Origin of the sequence: Bacillus sp. FJAT-27245 (genome assembly GCF_001273955.1) — a bacterium.
Classification (GTDB): Bacteria; Bacillota; Bacilli; order Bacillales; family Cytobacillaceae; genus Bacillus_D.
On the sequence record NZ_LIGI01000001.1, the window covers coordinates 1,108,230 to 1,124,898 of the forward strand.

The 16,669-nt window shown below is 42.6% G+C and carries 16 protein-coding genes; 12 read left to right on the plus strand and 4 right to left on the minus strand.

Features of this window, described 5'->3' with window-relative positions:
* Nucleotides 1-6 precede the first annotated feature (6 nt).
* Entirely contained in the window at nt 7-423 is a 417-nt protein-coding gene (locus ADU24_RS05445; protein ID WP_053365674.1) for an ester cyclase, read from the minus strand.
* A gap of 195 nt (nt 424-618) precedes the next feature.
* Between ADU24_RS05445 and ADU24_RS05450 the strand changes: the two genes are divergently transcribed.
* Both ADU24_RS05450 and ADU24_RS05455 read left to right on the plus strand, forming a co-directional pair.
* Nucleotides 619-1,074, plus strand: coding sequence for a GNAT family N-acetyltransferase (locus ADU24_RS05450; RefSeq protein ID WP_053365675.1), 456 nt, complete (start codon nt 619-621; stop codon nt 1,072-1,074).
* Nucleotides 1,075-1,371: 297 nt separating this feature from the next.
* Nucleotides 1,372-2,664 (plus strand): Nramp family divalent metal transporter, encoded by a 1,293-nt coding sequence (locus tag ADU24_RS05455; RefSeq protein WP_053365676.1) that lies wholly within the window; start codon nt 1,372-1,374, stop codon nt 2,662-2,664.
* Nucleotides 2,665-3,015: 351 nt separating this feature from the next.
* On the opposite strand, the gene ADU24_RS05460 is transcribed toward ADU24_RS05455, so the two are convergent.
* Together ADU24_RS05460 and ADU24_RS05465 are read right to left on the minus strand one after the other, a co-directional pair.
* Nucleotides 3,016-3,459, minus strand: a complete 444-nt coding sequence (locus tag ADU24_RS05460; protein WP_053365677.1) for a hypothetical protein — start codon at nt 3,457-3,459, stop codon at nt 3,016-3,018.
* A gap of 113 nt (nt 3,460-3,572) precedes the next feature.
* Nucleotides 3,573-4,418, minus strand: a complete 846-nt coding sequence (locus ADU24_RS05465; protein ID WP_053365678.1) for a DUF2268 domain-containing putative Zn-dependent protease — start codon at nt 4,416-4,418, stop codon at nt 3,573-3,575.
* 140 nt (nt 4,419-4,558) lie between these two features.
* Between ADU24_RS05465 and ADU24_RS05470 the strand changes: the two genes are divergently transcribed.
* The 3 genes from ADU24_RS05470 to ADU24_RS05480 all read left to right on the plus strand — a co-directional run bounded on the left by ADU24_RS05470 (nt 4,559) and on the right by ADU24_RS05480 (nt 6,309).
* Nucleotides 4,559-4,999, plus strand: a complete 441-nt coding sequence (locus ADU24_RS05470) for an SRPBCC family protein (RefSeq protein ID WP_053365679.1) — start codon at nt 4,559-4,561, stop codon at nt 4,997-4,999.
* A 27-nt stretch (nt 5,000-5,026) separates the two neighbouring features.
* Nucleotides 5,027-5,359, plus strand: a complete 333-nt coding sequence (locus tag ADU24_RS05475) for a hypothetical protein (protein WP_053365680.1) — start codon at nt 5,027-5,029, stop codon at nt 5,357-5,359.
* 272 nt (nt 5,360-5,631) lie between these two features.
* Nucleotides 5,632-6,309 carry a hypothetical protein gene (locus ADU24_RS05480; RefSeq protein WP_053365681.1) on the plus strand — a complete coding sequence of 226 codons (678 nt, stop codon included), beginning with the start codon at nt 5,632-5,634 and terminating at the stop codon, nt 6,307-6,309.
* Nucleotides 6,310-6,370: 61 nt separating this feature from the next.
* Here the strand turns inward: ADU24_RS05480 and ADU24_RS05485 are convergent, their stop codons facing one another.
* Nucleotides 6,371-7,258, minus strand: a complete 888-nt coding sequence (locus ADU24_RS05485; RefSeq protein ID WP_053365682.1) for a LysR family transcriptional regulator — start codon at nt 7,256-7,258, stop codon at nt 6,371-6,373.
* A gap of 233 nt (nt 7,259-7,491) precedes the next feature.
* Between ADU24_RS05485 and ADU24_RS05490 the strand changes: the two genes are divergently transcribed.
* The 7 genes from ADU24_RS05490 (at nt 7,492) to ADU24_RS05520 (ending at nt 16,595) form a co-directional block, all read left to right on the plus strand.
* Complete coding sequence (locus ADU24_RS05490; protein WP_053365683.1) at nt 7,492-9,210, plus strand: urocanate hydratase; 1,719 nt, start codon at nt 7,492-7,494, stop codon at nt 9,208-9,210.
* Between the two features lie 90 nt (nt 9,211-9,300).
* A complete protein-coding gene (gene hutI / locus ADU24_RS05495; RefSeq protein WP_082306824.1) occupies nt 9,301-10,569 on the plus strand; it encodes an imidazolonepropionase in 1,269 nt (422 codons plus the stop codon).
* 3 nt (nt 10,570-10,572) lie between these two features.
* Nucleotides 10,573-11,727, plus strand: coding sequence for a M20/M25/M40 family metallo-hydrolase (locus tag ADU24_RS05500; RefSeq protein ID WP_053365684.1), 1,155 nt, complete (start codon nt 10,573-10,575; stop codon nt 11,725-11,727).
* Between the two features lie 92 nt (nt 11,728-11,819).
* Nucleotides 11,820-13,325 (plus strand): histidine ammonia-lyase, encoded by a 1,506-nt coding sequence (hutH, locus tag ADU24_RS05505; protein ID WP_053365685.1) that lies wholly within the window; start codon nt 11,820-11,822, stop codon nt 13,323-13,325.
* Nucleotides 13,326-13,460: 135 nt separating this feature from the next.
* Nucleotides 13,461-14,804 carry a Na+/H+ antiporter family protein gene (locus ADU24_RS05510; RefSeq protein ID WP_053365686.1) on the plus strand — a complete coding sequence of 448 codons (1,344 nt, stop codon included), beginning with the start codon at nt 13,461-13,463 and terminating at the stop codon, nt 14,802-14,804.
* Nucleotides 14,805-15,412: 608 nt separating this feature from the next.
* Complete coding sequence (locus ADU24_RS05515) at nt 15,413-16,270, plus strand: nucleotidyltransferase domain-containing protein (RefSeq protein ID WP_053365687.1); 858 nt, start codon at nt 15,413-15,415, stop codon at nt 16,268-16,270.
* Nucleotides 16,242-16,595, plus strand: a complete 354-nt coding sequence (locus ADU24_RS05520) for an acylphosphatase (protein ID WP_053365688.1) — start codon at nt 16,242-16,244, stop codon at nt 16,593-16,595. Before ADU24_RS05515 ends, ADU24_RS05520 begins: the two co-directional genes overlap by 29 nt.
* The last annotated feature ends 74 nt before the right edge of the window (nt 16,596-16,669 follow it).

Genomic DNA, 16,669 nt, shown 5'->3' on the forward strand with positions numbered 1-16,669 from the left:
AATGCACTAGTTCAGTTGAGAAGGATTTACGCCAATTTGTTGGAATATGTCCAACGTATTGAAAACAACCCGGTTCAATTTAATCCTTCCTTGCTCCAGTTCAAATAGGGAGATGCCTTGTATCTCAACATATTTATTCGTTGGCGGCAATCCCATCAATGAAGCCGTGTTTTTTCCTTTTCCTTTCCAGTGAAGATAAACGGCATCTCCATCTTCTGCGAGGTGCAGCGTTTCAAATATCAAATCAGGAAATCCCCCTTGGAAGACCCCCATATACTGCCTAAATGACTCCATTCCTTCAGATGCAGGGCTGTTGTTTGAGTAAAAAACAAAATGTGGTGAAACGAACTCACCGGTGTTCTCGTACTTTCTTTCGTTTAACACCTCGTCATGGAAACGCTGAACAATTTCTTTATTGGACATAGTATCTCCCCCCTTCATTTTTATGATATATGCATTTAAATGCAATTTATGATAGTGGGGCCATTTTTTAAATAAAGACAACTATCTTTATGAGGCTTCGGAGACTCTGTAGCAGGGTCCTGCTCTATTATTTTTCATAAACATGCTGTTTCGGCTAAAATAGAGGAAGATAAACAGAGAACGGAGTGCGCCGCCATGATTGTTCAGCTGGAGATTACTCATATCCCGAAAATCCTTCACGCTCAAAAAGAGCTGTATAGCATGAACTTCAGGAACATGGTGTTCAACAAGGAGTTTTACGATATGATTCTTTCCTGGTACCAAGTTGCACTGGAAAACCAGGATTGGAAGGCATTCGTCCTGCTTGTAGATGAAGAGGTTTCCGGGTTCTACTTGGCCCAATACCTGGAAGGGGCAGGCTACTTATCGCAGATGTTCGTTTCCGGAAAGCTGCGGGGGAAGGGGTACGGGAAAGTGCTCCTCAACCATTTCGAGCAGGGATTGGAGGAACCTGGCTATTATATCCTTCAGGCTAGCGGGATGAACGAAGAAGCCGTCGCCTTCTATGAACGGAACGGCTACGAAATCATCAGGCCGTACGAAGACGAAAACGGCGACCCAAGGTATTTGATGATTAAATACAATTTTTAAGTGAAATCACTCTTTTCCAAATTGGAAAGGGTGATTTTTTAATTTGCTGATGTGCGGGTATAAAGAACGATATTAGGAAAAAATGAATCGTTACAATACGAAAACGAAACGATAACATTAAAAATGAATCGAACTATTCACTGAAGGCAATGGCCTGAATTCGGTATAAAGTTTGGTTCCTTAAATTAATTAAAATTACGGAAATTCAGGATTGACATTTTTTAGTCCAACAACATAAAAAAAGTTCTCCTAAGGAAACATTTTGTCAAACAGTAAAGAGAGTGAGATGGGATAAAGATGGGCGTACATCAAGAGAATACAGCAAGAAAGTGGAATAAAGGCCTGCAAATGAGTGCGGCTAAGTCGCTGTCGGGAAACGCCAATGGAATTAGGGGGCTGCTGCCGTTCCTCGGACCTGCATTCATCGCAGCGGTCGCCTATATCGACCCGGGAAACTATGCCACGAACATAGCGGCCGGCTCGCAATATGGCTATAAATTGCTCTGGGTCATCCTCGCTTCAAATTTAATGGCGGTGCTGATCCAGGTCATGTCGGCAAAACTTGGCATTGCGACGGGGAAAAACCTTCCGGAAGTTTGCCGGGACCAATTTTCCAAAAAAACGTCGATACTGTTATGGATCCAGGCTGAGCTCGTTGTTATGGCGACCGACCTGGCCGAATTTATCGGGGCCGCGTTGGGTTTATATTTGCTGTTCGACATACCTATGATCATGGCTGCGCTCCTCGCGGCGGTCGGGTCATTCGCAATCCTGGAACTGCAAAGGCGGGGAGTCAGGCCGCTCGAAGCAATCATTACGGGAATGATTTTCGTAGTGGTCATCGCATTCGGCATCCAGGTTTTCGACGCCAAGCCCGAAGCCGGACCAATGCTGGCAGGTATGTTTGTACCAAGATTCGAAGGGGTCAACAGTGTGCTGCTCGCGGCCGGGATGCTCGGGGCGACCGTCATGCCGCATGCGATTTACCTCCATTCTGCCTTAACGCAGAAACGGATTGTTGGAAAAGATGAGCGCGAGAAAAAACGGATTTTTAAATTTGAAACCATTGATGTCATCATTGCGATGGTCATCGCTGGTGGAATTAACGCGAGCATGCTGATTGTTGCCGCGGCACTTTTTCATAAAACAGGCCTGAAGGTTGAGGATTTTGATGTAGCGTATAACCAATTCGGCCAATTACTCGGCCAGCATTCCGCGATATGCTTTGGCATCGGTTTGCTGCTCGCGGGACTTTCAAGTTCCTCGGTCGGAACAATGTCGGGCGACGTCATCATGCAGGGATTTATCAGGAGGAGGATTCCGGTTTACTTAAGGCGCTTCATTACGATGCTGCCGCCGCTCACCATAATTGTCCTCGGCATCAATCCGACAAAGGCGCTCGTCCTCAGCCAGGTCGTCCTGTCATTTGGGATTGCGTTCGCCCTGATCCCGCTCATCATGTTCACCAGCAACAAAAAGATTATGGCAGGGCTCGTCAACAAGAAGATTACCACCACCATTGCCTGGATCATCGCGGTCATCATTATCGCCCTGAACCTGTTCCTGCTGGGGGAGACTTTCCTGGGGTAAACCCTAGAAATCGAAACAAATCGCTCAAGGTAAAACTTTGAGCGATTTTGAATTATGAGATGAGGCAATATTCATTTTTATATAGTTCCAAGTCAATAAGGCGATAAGCAACATATTTAGGCCAATTGAAAATCGAAAAAGCATCTTTCTTCTTTTACTCAAATTCCAGCCCCCGTTATCACAATTTATCTTTTATTTGTTCTAGTAACCCAATTATTTCTTCATTTTGTTTATGCCCTTTCCTGAGCAGGCCTTCAATAGATAGTAGAGCTAGCATAATGAGAACAAAACCAACAAACGCCCACATATTGAACGTGCCCCCTTCCTCTGTGGTAAATTAAGGTTTCATATTTATCTAACTGGTGATTTTTTAGATTTAGTATTTTTCCATATTACTCCGACTGCAATGAGTACAATGGCTGTTAGGAAATAGGCGTTAGAGAGTACATTCATTATGTGAAAAGGTGCTCTATGGACATAAACAGCCTTTACCCATTGGTTATTTTCTTTTACAGCAATGGCAGTGGAAGTTGATGTCCCTTTTATTTCATAATAGTTTGTGCCTTTTGGATAATAGTTTGAAGCATCTCCGTAGTAATTCCCCGTCATCTCATTGGGTTTGGTCTTAACTTTTCCAATGACTTCGCCAATCTCGCTGGCAGCGATTATCTCTTCCCGTTTCACCTCATAGACCTTCCCTTTCCAGACAACAAAAGGATAAGCCCATGATAAGGCCTGGACTGAGGAAGAAAACAAAATTATCAGCATTAGAGAAAACATTGCAGTTCTTTTCATACGTACCTCCAGCAGTTAACCAGATTACTTTGTCGTTTTGAAAATTTCTTGGAATCAAAATAACAATTATTTAGAAACAGCCATTTGAAAAATTCTATTGCGAGCCAAATTGCTTAACCATCCTGCAAATTCATATACTTCTCATAAATCTCATCCGTTTCCTGGGTTGTTAAATCAGTTAGCGAGAGTCCATTTTGTAAAAGTGCTGTGATAATGTTAAGTCCGTAATAATAACCGGATTTCACAGGCAACTGGCCGCCTTCATTGGCCATGAAATACTTTTCCAGGAATGGCTGGGTCAAAGGTTGATCGAAGTCTTTCAGGATTTCATTTTCAATTTCAGTTAAATTGGTTTTGAGTAATTGGTATTTTTCTTCGGAAAGCATCAGTGCTTTTGCAAAATTGGCGTCGGTAAGATCCGCTTGATTTAGAATCAAAGGGGTTATCGTCGCGAGCCCCTCGGCAATCACTAACTGTTTTACTGTTAGACGTTCAGAACTCCCGGCCGAATTTAGTTTGTGAAAACGTACAAGATGATTGAATTCGTGGGGGATTAAGATATTCATATCGGATTCAGCAAGCCTCTCAAGGCCAAAATACAAGGACGGTTTGGAAGTAGGCGGTGCGGTTCCGTCAATATGGCCGAATCCCACTAGTAAAAATACATCAAACCCCTCATCCAATTTGAAAAACTCGGCACATCGGCGTAAGGCTTCTTTGATTTTTGAAACCGTGTGTAAAGCCAGCCCGCTTTCCGCCTTGGACAGGAGTGCATCAAAATCAAGGGAATTAATAACCGGCCTTAATGCTTCAACATCCGCCATATAAATTCTTTGGAAAATGGCGTTGAAAACTTCCTGGTACTCCTCATAATATCTGAACCAAGCCTTGTATTTTTCTTCATTAGAACGATTGCTAATTATTTCCCTAAACAGGTCTAATCCATTATAAATATTCAAGAGCCATCCCCCTAAATGAATCATCACATTGTAAATATTTAACACTGAGCTATCAAAATCCTTTAATTAGGGTGAAATGGACAGGAGGAAATAAATCTTTTATTCTTGAATTAATAAATTCAGAAAGGGGGAAGACTTGAATGATCACCGAAATCACATCCAAAATGAACATACATAAGCCTGCCAACGAAGTATTTGAAGCGATTGTAAATCCTGAAAAAATGGCGAATTACTGGTTTTCATCCGGTACTGCGAGAGTCGAAGAAGGCAAGACCATCACCTGGAGGTACGATGAGTACAACGCAGAAGGGAACATTCATGTTAATGAAACAGAAGAAAATCGGAAAATTGTTTTTTCTTGGGGCGGGGCAGGGGAAGAAACGGTTGTGGAAATCCTCCTGGAACAGCAAGAGTTCGGTGACACGATTGTCAAAGTGACTGAATCCGGCTTTAAGGAAGACGACCCTCAACTAATTAGCAAATTGCTGGGCCAGCAGCAGGGCTGGATTTACATGCTGACCTGTTTAAAAGCTTATCTGGAAAACGGAATTAATACTCTGCGTGCCTCATTGGTGCATTAGGTTAGACTTATAAGGAAGTGAAATGTTTTGAACAAACCGGTGAAGTTAAGGGAACTTATCGATGAAATGGACATTCAGTTTGACGATGAGCAAGTGTTGCTGAATAAGCAGACAGGAGAAATTGTAAGGTTGACTGCGGACGACATCCGGCTTGCCGAAGAGGAAGAAGCTGACGATGATTTACTCGATTGGCAAATCGAAGACCGTGATGCCGCGATTGAAATTTTGGAGGACGAAGAGAACTACATCCCTTTACCGAGCCAATATGATATCCACGAGTACAGCATCATGGAAAGGTTTTGCTATTCCCTCAATGACGATCGTAAACAGGACGCATTGCTAAGTGCAATTAGCGGGTAAGGAGCATTCCGGAGATTCAAGGACAAAATTATTGACCTGGGTGTCCGTGATGACTGGTTTGCTTACCGTGACAACGAACTGAAACAAATCGCCATCGAATGGTGCAAAGACCATGGAATAGAATTCATCGACAATGTTGAGGGCGGCCGCTAAAAGTGGCTGCTCTTTCTTTATGCGGTAATAAAAGATGTTTGGAGGATTTTGGCCCGGATGGCTGAATATGTATAAAGAAGGATAACGGATTAAGCAACTTTATTTTCTGGAGGATGAAGATGATCAGTAAAGCTGTGTCAGGATTAATGGGATTCTTTTTTTACCGTGCGCCTGTGCTTGATTTTTCGGAGGAAGAGCGCTTGGAGTTTGAAAAAATATACGAGGAATCCGCAGCGGGCAACATCGAAGTCAACTACTCCAGCAGATTCCCAAAACACCGCTTCATTCAGTACATCGCGTCAAGGAAGCAAGTCATTGTTCACGGTTCGAACAATCGGGAAATTGGCGAATTTGAAGCGAGAAGGCAAACACTGTACAACGGACAATTCGTCAATGCGGTATTTGGCACGAAGGACGGAATCTGGCCTTTGTTTTACGCAGTCCTTGATAAGAACAAGGTCAAAGGAGGAATCCGCAACGCCTGTTTAAAGGTGGCTGGCGGCCGTCCCCATTACTTTTTTTCCTTGAATAAAGAAACACTTGAAGGCGATCCATGGACAAGCGGGATGATATATTTCCTGCCCGGTGAAACATTCGAACGGGCAGGCAGCGGGCTCGTTTCCTTTGATGAGTGGGTCAGCAAAACCCCGGTGAAGCCGATTGCGAAAATTAGCGTCGAACCCACCGACTTTTATTTTCTAGACAAGGTTTCCTGCCACAAAGACACGGAATCTATCGTCAAATCATGGCTGCTCTATAAATTCAGGGTAAAGCGGAGAAGCGGACAGGCTCAGTAGGAAAGTTGCCGGTGAACCATTTTTGTATCGATACGCTTATCTGAAAAGGGTTTGCACCGCTTCAGGACTTCCCAAAGTTATCTTTAACCAATCCAATGAATTTATCGACCAAAGGAGGTAAGTATCTGTTTGTATCAAAAGCCAGGTAAACAGTCCTTGAGATATTTGAATCGTGTATTCGCTTAAAGTGGAAGTTGGACCTGTTTATATGCTTAACATAGTTCTCAGGTGCTACTGTAATTCCCAACCCCGCTTCCACAAGGTCGATAGCTGTTTCAAAGCGCCCGATTTCAAATTGGATTTTTGGCTTTATACCAGCTTTTCGAAAAGCATTTAAAATATCTGTCCGGGTTTGGAAGCCTTTTTTGGCAATGATTAGCTGTTCATTTTCAAGATCCTTGATAGTAATAAAACTTTTGTTTTTTAATGGATTCGAATTTGGTATAACTGCCACTAATTTCTCGTCATATAAAGGAATTAAATTGATATTATCACCGTTAATGTATTGGTTCGTAATAGCAAGATGGATTTCGAAGTTGTCCAATGCCTGCTCAACATCTTTTAAACTGAGGACTTCAAATAATCGGATAAACACATTATCGTATTCTTGCTTGAATTTGGTTAAGACTTTAGGAACCCAAAACTTTGAGGATTCGATAATTCCAATTGACAATTCTAACGGCCCCTCTTTTTTTAACCTTCCCATCTCTTCAGATACATGATCAAAGTGAATCAGGAGCTTTTTGGCTTCCTGGTACAGAATTTTCCCTTCATTTGTTAACTTTAAATCCCTTTTGCTTCTATCCAGAAGTTCAAATCCCATTTCTCTTTCCAGCTTTTTAATTGAAGTGCTTAAAGAAGGTTGGGAAATATGCAGTTTTTCGGCCGCAGCAGTAAATGTTAAGTTTTCCGTAACCATTACAAAATAATAAAGTTGCTGTAAATCCATTAATCTCTCACCTCTTATAGTTTCAAACTATAGAACCATTGTTAAGATGTATTTGTAATTATAGATTACTCTATTTACAATATAAATTAAAGTTAGAAAATTCTAAAAAGTGGCCAGGGGGTGGATTCGCTTTAAAAAAAGCAATAAGTACTCAAAATTGTAAGCGCTATCTTAACTGGCGGTTGCTAAAAGGAAGAAACTATCGAAAAAAATTCGTTACAGGAGGCATGATTATGGTTAATCAAAACATTATAGAAAAGCCGGAGATTCTTTATTCTGTCAAAGCACAACGGGGACCCGAATTGCGATGCAAGGGCTGGAGGCAGGAAACCATTCTTAGGATGCTAGAAAATAATATGGAAAATGCCGAAAAGCCAGAGGAACTTGTTGTTTACGGTGGGATTGGAAAGGCTGCCCGGAACTGGGAGTCTTACCATGCTATTATAAAGGCTTTGAAGGAATTGGAAGACAACGAGACATTGGTTGTCCAGTCCGGTATGCCCGTAGCGGTTTTTAAAACACATAAATATGCCCCTACAGTCGTTATGGCGACAACCAATATTATGAGGCCTTCCTGGGAAACTTTCTATGAATTGCAGGATAAGAACTTAACGATGTTTGCGCAGTATACTGCGGCTCCATGGCAATATATTGGAACACAAGGCGTTATTCAGGGGACATTTGAGACCCTTTCCGCTATTGCCCGGAAACATTATAATGATTCTCTCGTTGGAAGAATCATGTTGACTGCAGGCGCGGGAGGCATGGGCGGAAACCAGACTAGGGCTATGGCCATGCATGGAGGCGTTGGAATCGTTTGCGATGCAAATGTTGAAATAATCAAGCGCAGAATGGAAGTTGGCTATATTGATGTGCTCGCAGAATCGCTCGATGAAGCGATTGAGCTGGCGGAAAGGCATGCGACTGAAGGTACTCCAATAGGAATTGCAGTAGTTGGAAACTCGGCAGATCTTTTTGAAGAAGCATACGAAAAGGGATTCAAGCCAGATATACTTACTTCCATGACTCCTGCCCACGACCCTATTTCCTACCTTCCATCTGGATACTCGGTGGAAGAAGCAGCAGAATTACGGAAAAAGGATCGGCAATTATATTTGAAAAAAGCCCAGGAAACGATGATCCGAGAATTAAGAGTTACCAATAAATTTTTCGAGGATGGCGTACATGCTTTTGAATACGGAACAAGCCTGCGCAAGGAGTGCCGCGATGCAGGGATGCCTGAAGAAGAAGCAATGAAGATCCCTGGCTTTGTGGCTGAATACATTAGGCCGCTATTCTGCGAAGGACGGGGTCCTTTCCGCTGGACTTGTATGTCGGGTGACCCATCTGACTTGGAAAAAATAGATGACATGGTTCTTGAAAAGTTTAAAGATGATTTACTGGTTACCCGGTGGATCAAATTAGCCAAGCAGCATATCCCGATTGAAGGTTTGCCTGCACGTATATGCTACCTCGGCTTCGGGCAAAGAAAGGAATTTGCCTTGGAAGTCAATAAAATGGTTAAGAGCGGTGAGCTAAAGGGACCGGTAGCATTCTCTCGGGACAATCTCGATTCCGGTTCAATCGTAAACCCTACTTTCGAATCGGAAAATATGCCGGATGGCGGCGACTTGATTTCTGATTGGCCTGTCCTCAATGGCCTGCTTAATGCTGTTGGAATGTGTGATCTAATAGCTCTGCAAGCAAACTATTCAATGGGCGAGGCAGTCCATACAGGTGTCACAATGATAGCCGACGGAACTGAAGAAGCGGATATGCGCTTAGAGATTTGTATGACAGTGGATTCTGGTATCGGTGTTGTCCGCCATGCCCAAGCTGGCTATGAAACAGCCAAAGACGTTGCTAATGGACAAGGCAAACTTACAAAAGAGAGCATTAAGATCCCACTTTGGTGGACACCTACTGCAACTTTTGGGCCGGATGAAAATTAACGATCCAATAATAGAACAAGATTTAAGGGGACGGCAATGGATTCCGTACCCTTTTCTCTTAAAAGTTCATGATTCCAGGAGGTAAAGCAGTTGGTTGGAAAAAAAGAGAAAGCCGACATTATCATCGTAAATGCAAATGAACTCATTACATGTACCGGAGATACAGCAGATTCTATTGGAAGGATACGAAATGGCTGGGTAGCTATAACGGGTGAGAAAATTGCAGCAGCCGGTACAAAGGAAAAAGTATTACAGGAAGTTGACATTGAACAGGCGGAAATTATTGACGCTACAGGAAAAGTAGTGGCACCCGGTTTCGTGGATAGCCATACTCATGCGGTTTTTGGTGGCTCCCGTGTTGAAGAATATGCGGCAAAAATGACTATATCCGATCCGCTTGAACTCAAACGAAAAGGTATTGAAACAGGTGTAACGGTGTCTGTGAATAAAACCAGGAAGGCAACCAAGGAGGAACTTTATAAGTCTACTGAAAAACGAATCAAGGGCATGCTTGAGTCCGGAACAACAACGGTTGAAATAAAAAGCGGGTATGGCCTGAGTACAAAAGATGAGCTGGAAATTTTGGAGGTGGCAGCCGAGCTAAATAAAAATACTCCTATCGATATAATCAATACATTTCTTGGCGCACATGGATGGCCGGAAGACATGACCAAGGAAAGCTATATCGATTTGATTATTCATGAAATGATTCCGCGGATTAAAGAAAAGAAGCTTGCGGTTTTCCATGATGTTTGGATAGAGGATTCCCATTTTAATGTAGAAGATACAATTCGGTTATTGGATGCCGGTGAACAGGCAGGATTAAAATCGAAGGTCCATACGGATGCCTACTCGTATATTGGGGGATCTGATCTCGCAGCGGAAAGGAAGGTTGTTTCTGCTGACCATCTTAATTTTACTCCGCCAGAGGTGATGAAAAGATTGGCCGACGCGGGTGTTGTGGGAGTCCTGATGCCCTCATTGGATTTCGCGGTAGCCCACAAGCGGCCTTTTGCCGCGAGGGCAATGATTGACTCCGGCATGACCTTAGCACTTGCTACCAACCTGAATCCAGGGAACTGGACAGAATCGATGCAATTTGTCATGGTCCTTGCATGCAGGCTGTATGGTATGTCACCAGAAGAGGCCATTCGCGCTGCCACAATCAATGGTGCAAAATCTCTGGAACTGGAACACGACAGAGGCTCTATTGAAAAAGGCAAACTTGCAGACATTCAAATTTGGGATATCCCATCATATGAACATGTAATTTACCGTCTTGGCAGTAACGTGGTTGATCGTGTCTTAAAAAGAGGGAAAACCATTTTTGTGAAAAATCAACTCGGAAGGGATCGTTAAAGAATGGCTAGTAAAACGTTGATTAAAATAAACGAACACCGTTTATTGGAAAGCTTTTTGCAAATGGCAAAGGTCAATGCACCCAGTGGCAGCGAGAAACCGATGGCTGAATATCTGGTTCCGAAGCTTCAGGAATTAGGTTTTTCCATTCAGTTTGATGAGGCCCATAAAGAATTTGGCGGAAATTGCGGTAACCTTATTGCATGGTGGAATGGCACGGATCCGGATGCAGAGCCCTTATTTTTCTCAACGCATCTAGATACAGTTCTTCCTACGGAAGGCTTAAAACCGGTTATAAAGGATGGCATTATTTATTCAGATGGAACGACCATTCTTGGGGCGGACGACAGGGCCGCATTGGCTGCCTATCTGGAAGGGATAAAAGTAATCCAGGAGTCAGGGATTCCTTGCGGGCCGATTGAGTTGATTCTTACCGTCAATGAACAGCCTGGACTTGTGGGTGCCAGATATCTTGATTACTCATTAGTGCGGAGCAAAAAGGGATTTATTTTTGACAGTACCGGCGACGTTGGACAAATCATCTTGCAGGGTCCTTTCAGCTGCAGGATTTATTGCGAAATAGAAGGAAGGTCCTCCCATATTGGCCTGAATCCGGAAGATGGCATTAATGCGTTCCTTATTGCCGCGGATGCGCTGAGAGATATGGAGCTGGGGAAAGTTAATGACCAGACGCTCGCCAATATTGGCGTAATAAAAGGCGGAACCATGTCCTCCATTATCCCTGGTGAAGTTGAGTTAATAGGTGAGGTTCGAAGTTTTTCGAAAGAAGCACTGGATACCCAACTGGGAAATATGAAAGAAGCTGCTGAGAAAGCGGCCAGTAAGCATGGCGGCAGGGCTAACGTGCGATTTGAAAAGAAATATTCGGGATTTCGTATTCCGCTCGAACATGAAATAGCAAAAACGGCCATCAGAGCTGCCGATCAGATTGGCGTTAAAAAATACACAACGAAAACCCTGGGCGGTGCGGATACAAATGTCCTTAATGAAAACGGACTTGAGTGCCTGACACTGGGAAATGGATTCAAAAACCTTCATACCTTTCAGGAGCATATCAGTATTGAGAACTTAATGAATGGTGGAAGATATGTAGTCACGTTAATCAAGGATTGGTATGAATCCCATAAGAAAAACTAAATACAAAGGTCTTTGTTGAAGCTGGCTCTACTATATTACTGCCCATTCGACTAGCTGGCCGACATTTTAAAAAACATAGGGAGAGATTAATTTTGCTATCTGACCAAGTTATCCAACTAGATGGTTCTGGATTGGACCGCCATCAAATCGAACAAATTGCTTATGGAATGGCTAAAGTGGCCATATCGGAAGAAACGAAGGAGAAAATCAGAAATAGCCGGGAACGAATTGAAAGGCAGCTTAATGAAGGACAGATTGTTTATGGGGTTAACACTGGTTTCGGAAAGCTAAGTGATATTCAGATAAGGGACGAGGATATCGAGAAGTTACAGCTTAATCTTTTACGGGCGGATGCGGTAGGGGTTGGAGAACCTTTTCCAATACCGGTTGTAAGAGCAATGATGGTACTGCGTGCCAATTCCCTAGTGAAAGGTTTCTCCGGAATCAGGGAGGAAACCGTGGCTCTCCTTATGGAAATGATAAATAAGGGAGTCCACCCTATTGTTCCTTGTAAGGGTTCTGTTGGGGCGAGCGGGGATCTGGCTCCTCTTGCACATGTAGCGATTGTGTTAATTGGTGAGGGGAAGGCAGAATACCAGGGAGAAGTTCTGCCTGGGGGAGAAGCCTTGAAAAGAGCAGAATTGCGCCCTGTTACCTTAAAGGCAAAGGAAGGGCTTGCGTTGATAAATGGGACGCAGGCGATGACAAGTGTAGGGGCCATTTCCATTAATGAAGCAGAGCGCCTGGGTTTGGCAGCGGATATGTCGGCATGTTTGACAATGGAGGCCCTCAGGGGAATCATTTCCGCCTTTGATCCTGATTTATTGGCAATTCGCCCTCACCGGGAAATAGAAAATGTGGCAAACAGAATAAGGACATGGCTTGAGGGGAGTAACCGAATTACCAAACAGGGAGAAATCCGGATGCAGGATGCTTATTCGATTCGCTGTATTCCCCAGGTTCATGGTGCTTCCTGGCAAACATTCAGGCATGTTGAATCTGTGTTGAGTACGGAGTTTAATTCCACAACGGATAACCCAATTATATTGGAAGATGGCAGGGTTTTATCTGGCGGGCATTTTCACGGACAGCCGATTGCTCTCTCGATGGATCATTTGAAAATTGCCGCGGCTGAGTGGGCCAATATAGCGGAACGGCGTATTGAAAGGCTTGTAAATCCACAATTAAGCGGCCTATCGCCATTTCTTGCTAAAGATCCAGGATTGGAATGCGGGTTAATGGTTGCCCAATATACAGCTGCTTCTCTTGTTTCTGAAAATAAGGTATTGGCACACCCGTCCAGTGTTGATTCAATTCCAACATCGGCGAATCAGGAAGACCATGTAAGCATGGGAACGATCGGATCAAGGCAGGCGCGTGAAATCATCCATAACTCAGCACGGGTCATAGCAATTGAAATGATTTGTTCGTCCCAGGCTATTTACCTGGAAAATGCCGAGGATCAACTGGCTCCTGTAACAAGAGAGTATTTGAAAAAGATTCGGAGCATTTGCCCGCCACTTGAAAGTGACCGGGATATATCAGAAGAAATAGAAGCTTTGGCAACCTTCATTTTAAGGAATGAGATTATTCAATAGCTTACTAGAAACATGCTTCATTCACCAACGTTAAACAAGATTACACCATGAAAAAGTATGGCTGAGCCATACTTTTGCCTAAAGATAACTGAATCTTCAAATAATTATTAATCCTTATAAAAGGTGAGTGATAAAATGGCATTATTAAACCCTGTAGTGTTGTCTGTTTTAACGTTAACTATTTTAAGCCTGTTTCGAGTACATGTAATCTTTGCATTGGTTGTCTCGGCCTTAGTAGCTGGATTAACGGCTGGACTGCCGCTTAATGAAACGATTTCCACGCTGATTGGCGGCATGGGCGGACAGGCCGAAACAGCTTTAAGCTATATTTTACTTGGGATATTTGCTGCCATGATTGCCTTAACGGGCATTACGGACGCTCTTGTCCAATATTTGCTTAAAGTGATAAAAGAAAAGAAGTATTTTTTGCTATTCCTCATCGCTGGGCTTACATGTTTATCGGGAACCCTGATTCCAGTCCACATAGCTTTTATTCCCATATTAATTCCACCTTTGCTAATTTTATTCGATAGACTTAAAATTGACAGACGGGCGGTAGCATCAGCCCTGACATTCGGCCTAAAGACMCCCTATATGGTCCTGCCAATAGGATATGGGCTTATTTTTCACGGCATTATTGCAGCCGAGATGAAAAATAATGGGATGGCAATTAATATGTCAGATGTACCTTTTGCCATGCTGCTACCGGGAGCAGGTATGATCCTTGGACTAATTATTGCCATTTTGTTTACGTATAAAAAGCCAAGGGATTACAATTTTGCAGAACTGAAAAAAATCGATAAAAGTATAGAAGAAACGGCTGTTGGAGCGGAAAATCGGCCTAAGTTAAATGGAAATGATAAAAAGCTTTTTTTCTTTACATTACTTGCAATTGTTGCAGCTTTCGTCCTCCAGCTGGTTTTTGGATCCATGGTAGTAGGCGCTATTGGTGGAATCACCATCCTGTTTTTATCAAGAGCCATACCTCTTAATACGGGAGACAAAGTTGTCCAGGAAGGGATGGTCATGATGGGAGCGATTGCGTTTATTATGTTGATTGCTTCCGGTTATGCAAATGTTTTGAAAGAAACAGGAGCGGTCCAGGAGTTCGTGGGAAACGCCAGTTCAATCCTTGATGGCAGCAGCAAGGTTGTTGCAGCATTTGTACTCCTTTTGGTTGGACTTTTTATTACAATGGGAATCGGAACCTCGTTCGGAACAGTGCCGATTATTGCTGCGGTCTATGTTCCACTATGTGCAGTACTCGGGTTTAGTACACTGGCTACAATCGCATTAATTGGAACAGCTGGTGCCCTTGGGGATGCAGGGTCGCCCGCATCGGATAGCACCCTTGGCCCAACGGCAGGCTTGAACGCAGATGGGCAGCATGACCATATTTGGGACACATGTGTTCCAACCTTTATGCATTATAATATTCCCTTGCTGATATTCGGAACCATTGCGGCGATTGTGCTATAACTTCTTAACAAGTAATGATTCAGTAATGTCGAATCTATGACAAATAAAAAAAGTGTAACAAACCTTACAGTAGATCAGGTTATTTCAATTTATGATTGCGATAACGACTACTACTCAAAGGGAGATGCAAGGTTTTGGAAAGTAAAGAGACCCTGGAACAGAAGCATGACATCATCGGAATTGTTGACATCATTTTGTGGGGTGTATTTATGATTGGATGCCTTTCATATATCTTGAGAGCCATCCTCTAACAGGTTTTAGCCGCATAGATAATTCAATAGCATGAAATCACATCCAAAATATAGAGGGCCTCTTTTACGATAATGGAGCCCTCTTTTTTTATGCATTAGTAGTTTTAATGGCTTTTTTAGCCGTTTAAAACAAAAAAAATTATAATTGCCAATACGAGTATTTGCAGGAGGGGAGGAAGATGAGCATGAATTGTCGAAGAAGATGCTTATACCAAGTATTGTGGGAAGCTGAATTGAATGGTGCCAAGACTTCCTGTTAATAATTGCAGATATTTTTGAGCTAGCAGTACGATAAAACAAGAAGTTTGTTGTATCTATTAGAAGCTGGCTGCTAAGCGGGAGGCGGTGGTTTTATATATGACTTATAGTTGGGCTGAAAGTACCCCGGAGATAAAAGAATTTGTTTTCTCTATCCTCAATAAGACCAAAGAAATACTCTGTGATAATTTTATTGGCTTTTACCTGCATGGCTCGTTGGCAATGGGAGGCTTCAATCCTGCTAGCAGTGACATTGATATCTTGGTTGCCACTGAAAGGTCAATAGAAATTGAAACCAGGAAAAGGCTCGCTAAACTATTTTTAACCTACTCGAACAACCCCTTTCCTATTGAAATAAGCATAATAAATCGCGAACAATTAAAGAAGTTTGAGCACCCAAGCCCTTATGATTTCCATTTTAGTGAATTCTGGAGAGCCCGGTATGAAGAGGATTTGTCAGTAGGGACATGTAAGCACTTGAATAGAGAGATTCGGAGAGATCCTGATTTGGCGGCACACATAATGATAACCACCCATCGGGGAATTTGTATTGAAGGAAAATCCATTGGGGAAGTATTTCCTTCGATTCCCCACTCCTATTACATTTCCTCCATAATGGAGGATTTTAATGACTGTTTGGAAAATATATTCGAGAACCCTGTATACTGTACTCTGAATTTTATTAGAGTGTATTGGTACCTAAGCGAAGGAATTATCTCATCGAAACAGGAAGCTGGAACCTGGGGATTTTCATCATTGCCAAAAGAGATGACCCGAACACTTAAGAAGGTAAATCACAACTACTCCCACAAGTATGACTTCTATGATTTTAAAGAGGAAGAGCTCCTAGCCATAAGAGATTATATTGCCAGCAAGGTACAAAAATTAATCAACTACCACAATACGAACAGAGAAGGGGATAAGATAAATGAATGCATTAAAAAGGTTAAGAGATAAATACGTGATTTGGCATGCCAATAGTATTGATTTCCCCGATTTTAATTCGAGTATTATAGTTAGAAAAAAAGTGATCTTTTCTGGAAGAGTTCAAAAAGTAGGATTCCGTTTAGAATTATTTACTCTTGCTAAGAGACTGAAACTATCGGGATGGGTGAAAAATTTGGAAGATGGGAGCGTAGAAGCAGAATTGCAGGGGGAAGTATCGAAAGTAGATTTTTTAATAAAATCGATGAAGTCTTTGAAACGTGCATCTGTAAGGGAATGTGATGTCATAAACATTCCTATTAGTAAGACTGGGAAAGACTTTGCAATAGTAAAATAAATAAGTATATGTAGGCAAAGATTTTTATTGTATATAAGGTGAGAGAGAGAAAACATGTGGGAACGATTAATTAT

Bases quoted from the DNA above. Each gene is read 5' to 3' on its own strand.
- ADU24_RS05445 (WP_053365674.1), bottom strand. From the start codon at position 423: ATGTCCAATAAAGAAATTGTTCAGCGTTTCCATGACGAGGTGTTAAAC.
- ADU24_RS05450 (WP_053365675.1), top strand. From the start codon at position 619: ATGATTGTTCAGCTGGAGATTACTCATATCCCGAAAATCCTTCACGCT.
- ADU24_RS05455 (WP_053365676.1), top strand. From the start codon at position 1,372: ATGGGCGTACATCAAGAGAATACAGCAAGAAAGTGGAATAAAGGCCTG.
- ADU24_RS05460 (WP_053365677.1), bottom strand. From the start codon at position 3,459: ATGAAAAGAACTGCAATGTTTTCTCTAATGCTGATAATTTTGTTTTCT.
- ADU24_RS05470 (WP_053365679.1), top strand. From the start codon at position 4,559: ATGATCACCGAAATCACATCCAAAATGAACATACATAAGCCTGCCAAC.
- ADU24_RS05480 (WP_053365681.1), top strand. From the start codon at position 5,632: ATGATCAGTAAAGCTGTGTCAGGATTAATGGGATTCTTTTTTTACCGT.
- ADU24_RS05485 (WP_053365682.1), bottom strand. From the start codon at position 7,258: ATGGATTTACAGCAACTTTATTATTTTGTAATGGTTACGGAAAACTTA.
- ADU24_RS05490 (WP_053365683.1), top strand. From the start codon at position 7,492: ATGGTTAATCAAAACATTATAGAAAAGCCGGAGATTCTTTATTCTGTC.
- ADU24_RS05500 (WP_053365684.1), top strand. From the start codon at position 10,573: ATGGCTAGTAAAACGTTGATTAAAATAAACGAACACCGTTTATTGGAA.
- ADU24_RS05515 (WP_053365687.1), top strand. From the start codon at position 15,413: ATGACTTATAGTTGGGCTGAAAGTACCCCGGAGATAAAAGAATTTGTT.
- ADU24_RS05520 (WP_053365688.1), top strand. From the start codon at position 16,242: ATGAATGCATTAAAAAGGTTAAGAGATAAATACGTGATTTGGCATGCC.